The sequence below is a fragment of the Arthrobacter sp. 49Tsu3.1M3 genome (genome assembly GCF_900168135.1).
Classification (GTDB): domain Bacteria; phylum Actinomycetota; class Actinomycetes; order Actinomycetales; family Micrococcaceae; genus Arthrobacter.
The window spans coordinates 37,415-49,965 of the sequence record NZ_FUZD01000013.1; the positions used below are offsets into that span (position 1 = coordinate 37,415).

Consider the following 12,551-nt stretch of genomic DNA (forward strand, 5'->3'; position numbering starts at 1 on the left):
CCACCTAGTACAGAACAACGCGGCGCGGTTCAAATAGCTTAATCCCAACCTTAGTTTCCAGAAGCGGTGGCGGGGCCCACAAGGTGTAGACAAAACCCAAACTTGGGAGGCTCGTATCCGTGTTTCCAATCATTGCGCCACCGCAGCGGCCGTCGCGAACACATCAGCCGGCATCGGACGGTGCAGCCGCCAGGTAATGGCAATCGGCTTCTCCCCTTTATGCTGCACATAATCCACCTGCCCGAGGCACGTGTAAGGAACGGTCAAGCCGGTCTCGTCTTCCGCCGCATCGCGGGTGAAGATCAGGATCTTCGATCCGTGAGCACCACGGTTCAGATACCGCCTGCCGGTCGGACTCCCCGGTGATGTCGCGTTCTGTGATTCCCAATGGAACAACTCCGGACTGATGGAATAGTCCTTGTACATGGTGGTTGCCGAGTGCTTCTTGTCGTCTTTGTTGAGGGTGACGAAGAAGGCGTCCGTGGACGTGGCCGGGCACCAGGCCACACCCTCGCGGTGCTGCACGTTCTTGCCGAGCTCCAACGACCCATATTGCAGGGCGGCCAGGACCTCCTCGCGCCGGTAGGTCGCGTGCGAGAGCAGCGGAACGTGCTGCAGGCCCCCTCCGAGGCCCTTGGCGGCATGCTTGGACGCTGCAACGCCCAGCTTCACGAGCTGGCGGATCTCGCTGCAGACAAACTGGTAGCCGCGCAGATAGTCCAGGCCGGCGTCGTACGTGGGGAACCCGCCGCCGTCGTCCCAGAGTGTGTAGAACAGCATGCGGGCGAACGTCTGTTCCCGCATGCCGAGCTCCGCGTAGCGGGGCCCGCCGGCGCCGACGAGCATCGAGTAGGCCTCCGCGCGTTCCGGATCGTCCACATGGATCAGCGCTGCCATGCGGCCGAGGAGCCTCTTCTCGTCCGAGTCCGACAGGTCCTGGATCCTGCCCCCGAGAGCCGTCTCCAACGGCGAGAGCTCGTCGATCAAACCGGCCTGGCGCAGGTACCCCGTCCACGAATCCTTGGTCGACCGGTAAATCGACTTCACGTCGTTCCCGGACCGCTCCAGATAAGCCTCCAGTTCGGTCTCCGCGTACGAGGCGATGTCCCGGACCAGCTGCGCACGGTTGAACCGCAGCTGCGCCTTGATGTTGTCCAGCACTACCTTCTGCGCCACCCGGTCCAGCACGATCTGCGAGCCCGACGGCAGGTAGGGAAATTCGTCCTCAACAGCCTTTTCCAACTCCTTGCGCCCGTAACCCGTCAGCGCCCGGTAGCGCAGATCGAAGCGGAACTCGCGGCGTTGCTGGCCGATAAAGTCCATGACGGTCAGCACCGCCTTGCCCTCGGCACGGCGCAGCCCGCGCCCCAGCTGCTGGAGGAAAATCGTGGCGCTCTGCGTGGGCCGGAGCAGCAGGATGGTGTCCACCTGCGGCAGGTCCAGGCCTTCGTTGAAGAGGTCGACGGCGAAGATGCAGTTGATCTCCCGCCGGCGGAGTCGCTCCAGGGCCGCGGCGCGGTCGGCGTCGTCGGTGCTCCCGTCGACAGCAACGGAGGCGATGCCGGCGCGGTTGAAGACTTCGGCCATGTAGTGGGCGTGCTGGACCGAGACACAGAAGCCGATGGCCCGCATCTGCTCCGTGCTGGTGACCTTGTCGCGCAGTTCGCGGATCACCTTGGCGGCGCGGGCATCGTTGCCGGTGTAGAGGTTGTTCAGCTGCGTGGTGTCGTAGTTGCCGCGCTTCCACTCCAACTGGCTCAGGTCGACGTCGTCCGAGACACCGAAATAGTGGAACGGCACCAGCAGATCGGCGTCTAGGGCGTCCCAGAGGCGCAGTTCGCTGGCGGTGCGGCCGTCGAAGAACTGCCTGGCGACGTCGACGCCGTCGCCGCGTTCCGGCGTCGCGGTCAGTCCGAGGAGCTGCTGCGGCTGCAGGTGGTCCAGCAGCCGGCGGTAGGTGGGCGCCATGGCGTGGTGGAATTCATCGATGACGACGACGTCGAAGAAGTCGGGTGCCAGCTTTTCAATGCCGAGGGATGACAGCGACTGGACAGAGGCGAAGACGTGCTTCCACTGCTGAGGTTTGTGTTCCCCGACGTAGAGTTCGCCGAAGGCGCCGTCCTGCATGACGTCACGGTAGGTGCGCATGGCCTGTTTTAGGATTTCCTGGCGGTGGGCGACAAAGAGCAGCTTCAGATCACGGCCGGCCGCTTCACACAGGCGTTTGTAGTCCAGGGCTGCGATGACGGTCTTCCCGGTACCTGTAGCTGCGACCACGAGGTTGTGGTCGAAACCCTTGAGCCGCTCGGCCTCCAGGTCTTCAAGCATCTCTTCCTGGTGGAGGAACGGCTGGACCTCGAGTCCGGTGGCTGCCCCGGGGATCGCCGTCCGCCGGCCGCCATTGCGTTCCAGAGCCGCGTCCAGCTTTTCGCCGTCGCGTTCCGGATCGTAGCTTTGGAAGGCGCGCTGAGCCCAGTAGCTGTCGAAAGTGACCTCGAACTTGTTCAGGAGCGCGGGCGTGCCAACGGAGCTGAGTCGGACGTTCCATTCGAGGCCGTCGAGGAGGGCCGCTTGGCTGAGGTTGGAGCTGCCGACGTAGGCGGTGTCGAATCCGGAGTCACGGCGGAACAGCCAGGCCTTGGCGTGCAGTCGCGTCGCCTGCGTTTCGTAGCTGATCTTCACCTCCGCGCCGTAACGCGTGACGAGCTCGTCGATGGCGCGGCGTTCGGTGGCGCCCATGTAGGTGGTGGTGATGACGCGGAGTTTGGCGCCGCGTTCCTTGAGCTCTTCAAGCGCCGGATGGAGGAGGCGGAGGCCCGTCCAGCGGACGAAGGCACAGAGGAGATCTACGGTGTTGGCGGACTCGATCTCGGTGCGGAGTTCCGCGGCGAGGTTCGGATCGTCCTTGCTGTTGGTGAGCAGTGCGGAGTCGCTCAGTTTGGTCGTGGGGCGGCGCAGGTTGCGGCGTTTGAGGGTATCCGGTCGGTGGAGTGACTGGAGCTGGGTGGGGCCATCGGCGATGCGGTCCGTGTGCTTCAACTCCTGGAGGAGCTTGTTTGCGAGGGCCACGCGGTCGGTGGGTTTGGCTGCCGTCAGGGCTTGGCGGACTGCATCGGCGATGTGGCGGGAAAGGATGTCCGGGCTGTCTTCATCGTCTATGTCAGCGAAGATTGACTGCAGGCCAGACCCGTTATTCAGCAGATTGCCGAGGACATCCGTGTTCAGAAGTTCATACAAGCCCTCGGACAGCTGCTCCGCCGCCACTCCCCCAATGAAATTAGTCACTGCGCCAGGGTAATTGTAATGAGCTAATACGAACAATCGAAATGGATGCGGTTTTGAATGCGCTCCAACGCTCTGGCTACTCGCCGAAGGCAACGACACAGCCAGGATCATGGTGTTGGTGTGGTCAGAAAGATGATCGGCAGGGCTCGTTACATCCTCTGGATCAGCTCCGGGTGTTGAGTGAGCGCTCGGAGTCCAACAGTTTCCTGGCTGATCCTCATTCCGGTGGCCAGCAGTTCCCGCACACGGGGGCGCAGCTCGACGGGGAACCAGGCCAGAGCGTGGTCTACGGTCTCTTGGCTGCTACCGTCCGGCTGACGAATCCCGTGTTCCAGCATCCACTCGTAGTGTGGGACGGCTGGCTCTAGGGGCAAGTCCCCAGCGATCGATTCAGCGGCCCGCGCAGCGATCTGGATCCCTGCACGGTCGAGGTCACCGCAGTAGAGGACCCGCACCGGTACAGGGTCCAGGAAGGCGATCTCGCCGTGACCGACCGAGAACTGGTTGCCGCCGCCAAATGCCACGTGCAGGTCCGGCCGAACCTCTGGCGATAGGCCTTGGGCAGCCTTGATCATTGAGTAGTACGCCGCACTGTTTTCACAGACCAACAGACGGGTGGGGAGATTGCCGGGGATATGCCGGGAAGGCAGCGGAAGCGGCGTGCGGTGGCAACCAAGCATCTCCAGGCTCAGGGCACCGGAAGTGAAGAGCCGGGAACCAGACCTCCGGCCGAGAGCTTTCTCGTCGCCGAACATCTCCAGTGACCGTTCCTCGATCGGCACTATCAGCAGGTCAACGTGATCCCTCCGCCAGTCGGCGACCCTGTTGAGCAACTCGAACTCGTCGTCCCGGGTGGCGACGGCTGCAGCGGGTTCCAGCCAGTCCGGGTAGATTTTGCGTTTCGGTCCCCGGGCCCCCGATTCGGGAGGCCGGACGACCTTCGACACCCACGCGGGCAGCCGCGGCGACATGGAGTCGTCCCAGCCCGTCTTGGAATTCGCTGCTGGCAGCTGCACCGTGCCAGCCACGGCGAGTTCGTCTATGGAATCGCGGAGCCGTGCGCGGGCCTGCAGATCTCCGTATAGCTCCGGATGTACGACGTAGGCCCGCTCGCGCAGCACCGTCAGCGGCACCCGCCGGTAGCCGTACTCGTCGACGCAGACAGCAAGCGTGACAGCCAGTGCGCTCAGGACAGGATCATGCGGTGGCTGGTCGTTCATGCGTCCACCGGGCCCTCAAGCCGGTCGGCGTGGGCGACCCTGGCCCCGGTGATCGCCTCGTCGTCGTCCCTGAGGACAAACTTGTACCGACCGGCGAGGCCGCGACGGTTCTCCAACCTGGTGATCGTGGGAAACTGTGACACTGCGTCGAAGTCCTGAAGCCCTGTGGCGTAAATCAGCTGTACACCCTGAGCGGCGGCGACCCGGCGCTGCAGCTCGACCATGGGGCCGTGCGAGGCGCGTCCGATCGGGTTGTCCAGCACCAGAGTCCCGCCTGACTGGTCCTTGTGGCCAGCATTGACGGCGCGGACTTTCGCGATGGTGCAGTACAGAGCGACACCTGCGGTGAGGCGTTCGCCGCCGGACCATTTGCCCAGTGCTGCGACGTCCTCCTCGATCGGGCTCTGGTCCCAGACCGGCTTGACCACCTTAACGGTGAACCCGCGGGCTCCGACGGCTGCGTGGGTGCAAGCCATGAGAAGGTCCATCCCGTCGGGCTTATTGCCCTTCGCGACGGCATCCTCAATGACCTGTTCGACGTGGGAGCGCAGGTTTTCCTCGGCCAAGTTGAACCTAATCTTCAGGAGTGGTCGGCCAGACAGTCCGCCGAGGCCTTCGGGCAGGAGGGAGTACTTCTGGGTGCGTCGGAACATGTCGAAGTTATCAGCGACCACGCCTGCAAGTGCCTGGGTGACGACGGCCTGGTCGAGGGCGATGGCGTCCAGGTCACCGTCGATTTGCATGGCCCGCAGGTTCAGGCTGGCAGCGAGCTTGTGCGCGTTCGCGGCCAACACGTCCGGAGGATCGAACCGCAGCCGATCGCGGGCCTTCACCGGAACGGACGAGTAGTCGGCCGCCGTGAGCCGAAGCAGCTCCACCTGCTTGGCGATATACAGAGCCTCGGTATCGACGCGGGTTTGTGCGGCACCCAGCGCTGCCAGAACCTCGTCCCTGGCAGTCGCGCCGGTCGCGAAGTCCCCGGCGAATACTTCGGCCGGATTGCCAGTCTCCGCGGGCTCAGGCAGTCCAGAGGCGAGGTTTTTCAGTTTCTCAGCCCGCACTTCCAGGCTATGGTCTTCATCGTTAAGGGCTCCAATGGTCTCCTCGAGGTCGGATGCAAGCTGACGCATCCGGGCGGCCATCTCCTCCTGCTCCGTGGCGAGCTGAGCCGCGTGCGCGGCGTCCGTCGGTTCGACGGCGTCACGGCGGGTCACGGTCCGGCGTGGGTCGTTGGTGCTGTCGAGGGTCTCCTTGGCGTTGGCGACGTTGCTGCGGGCCTCACCGATTGTCTCAGTGCAGGTGGACAGGGCTTTATCGGCGGCTTCCAGGGCGGTAGCGCGGTTCTGCCTGCTTTGCCCGGCCGGGGTAGATAGCACTACCTTCGCCTCGGCCAGCAGGTCAGGATCGTCGGGCAGCTCGGCGTCGAGCTGGAAGAGACGACGGGCGAGGTCGTCGACCCGGGCGGCGGCCAGGAACTGGGAGGCCGGGAGGTCGTGGGCACGGCGGGCATTGTCGGTGCGCCGGCGCAGCATCTCCAGGGTGAAGCCAGCAACGTCATCCGGCGTGGGGATGTCAGTGGGCTCATCGATGTAGGCCAGCTCTCGAGCATGGTCACGGTGGACCTGCGCTTCTCGTTCAAGCTCTTGAGCTTCGAGATCCAGTTGGTGACTGCGATTGGAGGCGGCTGTGGAGGCAGCCCGATGGCTGACAGCCTGGGTGGTCAGTGCCCGGTACCGTGCCGTGGCGGCATCACGGGCCGCTTCCCATTCACCGCGACGGACCGCGCCGCCCCTGAGCAGACTGGCCAACCGAGCCAGCGCCTGGCCCAGACCACTGATCCAAGTGCTGAGCCCCGTTTCCTTCATCAGGTCTGCGGCGTCGTCCTCGGCAAGGGTGAGCTGGGCCCGCTCGTTAGCAGAAATCTCATCGTTGAGCTGTGCGAGCCTGCCGTCGAGGTGGGCGATTCGGTCCGCAAGGTCAGAAAGATGACCGGCAGGGCAGTCGTTCAGGAATTCGACGACCTCCCGCCGCAGTTCCCGATCAGATTCCCGGGCGTCAATCAGAGCCGTCGAGAACGAGGCCTGGTCACGGGCGGCGGCCACCAGTGCGTCTGCGTCCGCCTCGGCGGCGGCACGGTCGACGAGTCCGGGGGCCAGTCCGCTCCAGGAAGACATCACGTATGGTTCACCTTCCGCAATGCGGACCGACACTGCGAAGCCAACGGCGGCGGCGGTGAAGACATCCACCAGGGCGACCGTATCCGCCTCGGCGGCGCTCAGGGCGTTGCATGCTGCATCAGCCCGGTCAGTGGCAACGACCACGCCAGCGCCGATGCGGGACAGGACCGGGTCGGCGAGCGCCTCGTGGAGCAGGTTGTCAGGCAGCTCCGACCGTAGGTGCTCCCACCCGATCACGGCGTCAATGCCGGTTTCGGCGAGAACACGGACGACCCGGTCGGCATCCAGGGTTGAGGGCAGGTAGCCAGTCTCGGCGTGTGCGTCAATGGTGCGTTCGGCGTCGGCCAGGGCGACCTTCTCGGTGATCAAGGCGGCGTCAGAGCGCCGGACCTCCCGCTCCAGTGCGTGCACCAGGGTCTCGGCATCGGTCCACAGGTTTACCGGCTCATCAGTGGAGGCTTCAACGAGGGAGATGACCCGTGCCTCGCCAGCCAGGCGGGCCGCTGTGGCCTCGTGCAGGTCGCGCTCGGTACGGAGCTGCGACTGTTCGTTCTGGATCTCGGTTCGGTCACCCGTCCGGCGGAGAAAGTCCTGGTTCAGTCGAGTGTGTTCAGCAGGCCGCACTGCACGGCGCTCCCGCACCTGCTCCAGCTCCTTGATACGAAGGTCACGGTCCGCTTCCAGGGCAGCGGCGTGGGCGACCGGGTCAGCGTCTATGTCCGGCAGTGCCTGGTGTTCGACCGCTTCGCGCAGCTGCTCGGTGTACTGGTCGAGGCGGACCTGAAACTTCCCGGCCTCCGTTTGCGCATCGCCGGCGGCGTCCCTGGCTTCTTCGGCCTGCCTGTCTGCCGCAGCGGCCGCGTCCAGTGCTTCAAAAGAGGCGGCATGTGCCTCCCGCGCGCTTGCGGTCGACGCGTCGGCGAGAACACCCAGCAAGGTCTTGTAGGCGGCGGCATGATTGTCGTGGATCAGGGCCAGCGGCGCCAGTTCCAGGGCTTCCTCCGCGGCCGCGGCGCGGGCCACTTCGAGTTCGTCGGCAGCGTCGCGGTGCTCGGCCAGCGGGCCAGCCGTCTGCCAGACCTTTACGGTTCGGCGCGCATGGGATCGAGCCTCCTCCGCTAGCTCGAGCTGCTCCTGCGCTTCGGCCAACCGCAATTCTGCAGCACGGCGGCGGTACATTGCAGCCAGGGCTGTGCTATTGCGCTCTTCGGTACTGAGCCCGGCGCGGTCGGTGGAGAGTATGCCGGTTCCCTCCGTGATCTCCGCCCGTCGCGACTCCGCGGCCTGAATCGCGGCGCCCAACCGGGCAGAGAGTGCTCTGGCGTCCGTGGTGGCTGCTTCCAGCTCGGCGACCATCCGGGTCTGGGCATTGGACGCTTCCGCCAGCCGCTGCAGCCCGTCGGCGGCGGCGCGGCAGAACTTTCGCTCGATGATCTTGGTCGGCTTCAGGGAGATCCTGTCGGCGATCATGCTGACACTGTCCGCGATGCGGTCGGTGACCTCAGGGGAGACGGTCAGCTTCAGCAGGAAGTCGATGAAATCCTTGGCGTTCTTGAACTTGAAGAGGTTCTCCACATCGCCTTCGACGTGGTTCATCTGTTTCTGAGAGCGGAACAGGTCCGGGTCCAGGCCCCGGGCGGCCAGCGTGCGCTCCCAGTCGCCGAAGTTCTTGTGGACGATCGCGAATTCGGACGCGTTGTGTGCAGCTGCCTGGGCTCCAAGCCGTCCGATGAAGTCGTTACGGCGCACGCGGTATCCGCTCTCATCGGTGACCGGCAGGGTGTAGGCATCAAAGACTCCCGGGGTGGCGAAGAACGCGTAGTAGGTTTGGGCCAGGTCTTCGCTGCTGGCGAAGTTGGCGGGCTTGCGCTGGTCCTTCCATTCATAAACCGCTCCGGTGACCAGAACCCGTTCCGGTGACCCGCCGAGCGTTCCGGTAGTGGCGGAGTGCCACACTGCGATGGTGTGGCTGGTGTCGCCCGTGTCTATGTAGTCAGTCAGCGCACGGTTCGTACCCCTGCCCATGAAGTCGTATTTGCGGGGCAGTAGCAGTGCGTAGAACAGGGACAGAAGCGAAGACTTCCCGCCGCCGTTGCGCAGCCACACTATGTGGTCCTGCGGGGTGCCGTCGATACCGATCGTTGAGACAGTGAGGTCCGAGAACCGTGCGGAACGATCTCCAATGGAACACATCCGCAAAGAGGCAAGATGGTAGGTCATGGTTGGCTCTCCGTATCTGTAGCTGCTGAGGCGGCGTGGACGCCTCGGAGATATTCGTAGGCGGCGCCAGCACCCATGTGCCGCACCTGAACGCGGAATCGCTCGGTCAGTTGCCAGTGGCCTTCGCCGCCGAGTGTGTCCGGACGGGCCATCCCATTTTCGGCGAGCCAGCTGAGCACGTTGTGGACCCAGTACAGGGTGCAGTTTAGGGAGAGCCTTCCGACGGTGCGGTTCGGGCGCGAATCCGTCTGCAACTCGTCGAAGATGCGCCAGGCGTGATCCAGGCCCTCTTCGGGGATTACTTCGCCGGCCGCCTCTTTGCCCTGCAGCTTCCGGCAGACAACGCGCAGCCACTGTTCGAGTTCACCCTCATTGACCTGTCGGACTCGGTCCTCCTCCAACTCTTCGGCCGAAGGAAACGCGAAGGCAGCGAGTCCGGCAAGCACGAGACCATTCAGTAGCCGGTGTTGCGGCTCCTGGCTGCGCGACATGTCACCGGCACGGAAGGCGAACGGGGATTCTGTGCGCGCCCCGAGGATCAGCCCGTAGTCGCCGACGGAGAGGACCAGCATCGACAGGCCCTCAAGGATCCCGTCGACGGCTTCGCGGAAGGACGACTCCGCCCGGTAACGGGCCAGGGTACGGCGGTAGTCGGGGTCGGAGAGCCGTTTGGTGGGCTGGATGGCGAACCCGATCAATTTCCCGACGTCCGTGTAATCGTTCGCACTGAGCATTAGTACACCTTCCTGCCACGGAGGCCGGTTGGCCTCGTCGGAGCACTAGAAGGCAAGGTGGTTGTCGGTGCCGGAGGGGTGGCGTTGGCAAACTGGTCGACATGTGCGGCGACGATAAGATCGTCACCGCTCCAGCCCGGCAGCGCCAGCGCGGTGCCGTCGGTCCCGGAGACGGCCTGGTCACCGAACATGGCTGTTGCTAGCTCGACGCTGAGCCGTGACGTGTTGGGCGGTTCGTCCTCATTGGTGGACTCGCTGGGAGCAAAACACCACAGGGCGACAAGAGCGACGAGGTCGGCAGCCTGCAGCCGTTCGGCCGGGTCCGGCAAAGCGGTCTCGGCGCTCAGGCACGCGACAATCAGCGTCGAGGTGCGTGCTGGCAGCCCCACGGCAGCGGCGATGGTGACCGAAGCCTCACGTACATGAGCCGGGATGGTCTGCGGTTCCGCTGCCTCGACCTCTTCGGCGTCCACGGTCTCATGGGGCGGTTCTGGGCGGCGGCGGGTGTCGAGCAGCTCATTGACCAGCCGTCCAAGGTCCGGCAGCCTAGGCGGACGGGGACCGGTGACGTGCACAAGCCACTGCTCAGCCAGCGGCTGAGCCAGTGGGACTGGTAGTGCCCAGAACGGGTCAAAGACATCCTCGAGCATGTCCACGGACAGCCCTAGGGACGGGGCTCGGAACGATTGGCGGTCCTGCTCGTCGAAGAATACCTGGCGGGCTCCGATCACCTTCGTCAGAAGCGTCTGGTGGCGGCGGAAGCAATCGTCGAGGGTGACACTGATGCGGGCGGCGGTGGCGCGCACGTTGGGGTCGTCCGATTCGAGAGATTCCCGGGCTTTGCCCGCCAGACGGCGTTCGGTATTCAACCGGTCCACGATGTGCTGGCGTGCCTCATCGAGCCGGGTCGGCATCTCGACTTCCCACAGCTGGAGCACCGATCGCAGGTCCCGACGTGTGTCGTTGAGGACAGATTGGATCTGCTCGGCGAGCTTAATCGAGAGTACCCGGTGCTTGATCGCTGCTTTCTCCGCTGCAGCGAATGCTCCGCGGGCGAGCTGCCTCTCCAGCATTGCCTCATTGGCGACCTGTTCGTCGGTGACGTCGAACTCCAGTCCGCCGACGAGGGCGTTGATCGCGTCCGCGGTGGCGTTGAGGACGGTGACCCCACGAGAGGAGTCTTCCTTTAGCTCCAGCAGCCGGAAGGTCACCTCGCGCTGGAGGTGGCCGCCGGGCGTGTAGTCGCTAATCTGGTAGCTGAACTTCCTGCCATGGTTCGCACGGTTCAGGAGGATGTCCAGGGTGTAGCGCGCCGCTTTCTCGAACTCGTCCGCGGGGCGCTGAGGCGCGGCTGCCGAAGCGAGCGTCGTCAGGTAACGGGTGGCTTCCTCCGGGGTGACCTCATCGTCGAATCCCTGCCGCGAGATCACCATGTCGATGACGGCCAGAGCGAAGGTGGCCACGTCGTAGAGATTTTCGGGCCAGACCGGATAGGCGGCCGAGGCCCGTAGCCCATCGATGATCGGTCGGGAGCGAGTGAGGGCGGCGACGCGGTCGGCGAAGCTGGGATCCAGGACCGCGGTGGCGGGTTGCAGCGGAGCTGCCCGATATGCGTGCACCGCCGGTGACGGAGCAGTCACGCCAATCGATTCCTCCGTGAACAGAGCTTCGTTCATTTGCGCTCTCCCTTCGGTCGAGGCCTCCCCTGATCGGAATGCTGCCGAAGGGTGGGCCACTCGAGTTCACTGTAGGGGCAGGGTCCGACTGTAAGTGCCATCTGGCTCGTGCAGCGTCCAGTCGGGCTGCTGGTGCACCAGCCATTCGTGTTTCTTAGGCAGATTCGGTCGGTGCCAGGGCTTCTTACTGTGGATTCATCACCATGTTCCCCATTGAAGTAAATTCTGTCAACACCCGGCCTTTCTTTCAACTATTCTGAAAAGCACCACATAAGTGAATAAGTGAATGCGTGAATACGTGAATACGTGAATACGTGAATACGTAGGCAACTGACCCCGTGACCACGTAAATGTAGGACATGCTCCTTAATGAATGACAGCCATCGGAGGAGAAGTGACACCATGAGTCCCATCCCTAGGCATCACCAGGTGAACGATGTTAACAAGCGACGACTCGCGCGCCCCTGCCGAAACCCGTGACCAGCTTGCCCCGGAGCTGCGGAGGCGCCGCTATATCCAGTGGAATGCCTCTGACTGCGGGCCCGCCAGCGGCGCCGCTTATATCTACTTAGGCGGGAGTTCGGGCTGCCCGAGGTCGACGTTCTGGCGGAGGCCCGGCTGGATCCGATGTGTGCCCGCGGCGGCGTCTGCGTCCCGCTGCTCTGGACCGAGGGCGCGGCGCTGAACCACAGCTTCCCGCCCGGAGTTTCTGCCGAGCTGTTCTCTGAGCTGTCCTCCGAGCCCTGGCCCCCCCATCCCGCAGACCGGTTAACTACGCGATCGAGAGGCAGGAGCAGAACCCGCCGTTGGACCTGAAAGGCGACCCTGCAGCTGGGCCGTCAGATGTGGAAGAACTTAGTTTTCACCGCGGACGACTGAGGCTGCTGGGTCAAGGCGGAGAACCTCTCACCTGCGAGTGCAACGCACACCTTCTGATCGCCGTCGCGATGGGAACCGAGCCAGTGCACCTGCCCACCGGCACGGCGCTCTCAGCGCCGTGCCGGTGGCCGAGAACGGCTGGCTGCAGCCGCACAACTGCGCATGGGTGCTGCGCGGCTAAGGCTGCCGGTCATGCGAAAGGGCCGTCCACGTTTCCTTGGGAGATATGGAAGGCCCTTGTCCGTCACCTCTGGCGGCCTACGTTTACGAAACTCAACGCGATCCCGCACGCACCCCCTACTGTTGATCCTGCACCTAACGAAACCGTTTACGTAAACCGTTTGCGCGACCCGGCGCACA

At 64.3% G+C, this 12,551-nt stretch carries 5 protein-coding genes; all 5 read right to left on the minus strand.

Annotated elements, in window-relative coordinates; translation table 11 throughout:
- Positions 1 to 129: 129 nt before the first annotated feature.
- The 5 genes from B5X90_RS14075 to B5X90_RS14095 all read right to left on the minus strand — a co-directional run bounded on the left by B5X90_RS14075 (position 130) and on the right by B5X90_RS14095 (position 11,312).
- Entirely contained in the window at positions 130 to 3,285 is a 3,156-nt protein-coding gene (locus tag B5X90_RS14075) for a DUF3427 domain-containing protein (protein WP_079554063.1), read from the minus strand.
- 149 nt (positions 3,286 to 3,434) lie between these two features.
- The gene (locus B5X90_RS14080; protein WP_079554065.1) at positions 3,435 to 4,505 is read right to left on the minus strand and encodes a hypothetical protein; all 1,071 of its coding nucleotides are present in this window, start codon (positions 4,503 to 4,505) and stop codon (positions 3,435 to 3,437) included.
- Positions 4,502 to 8,902: a hypothetical protein gene (locus B5X90_RS14085; RefSeq protein ID WP_079554068.1), complete on the minus strand. Its 4,401-nt coding sequence runs from the start codon at positions 8,900 to 8,902 to the stop codon at positions 4,502 to 4,504. The genes B5X90_RS14080 and B5X90_RS14085 overlap by 4 nt, the downstream gene beginning before the upstream one ends.
- Positions 8,899 to 9,636, minus strand: coding sequence for a hypothetical protein (locus B5X90_RS14090; protein WP_079554070.1), 738 nt, complete (start codon positions 9,634 to 9,636; stop codon positions 8,899 to 8,901). The genes B5X90_RS14085 and B5X90_RS14090 overlap by 4 nt, the downstream gene beginning before the upstream one ends.
- On the minus strand, positions 9,636 to 11,312 hold the full coding sequence (locus B5X90_RS14095; protein WP_079554072.1) for a hypothetical protein: 1,677 nt from the start codon (positions 11,310 to 11,312) through the stop codon (positions 9,636 to 9,638). Before B5X90_RS14095 ends, B5X90_RS14090 begins: the two co-directional genes overlap by 1 nt.
- Between the last annotated feature and the right edge of the window lie 1,239 nt (positions 11,313 to 12,551).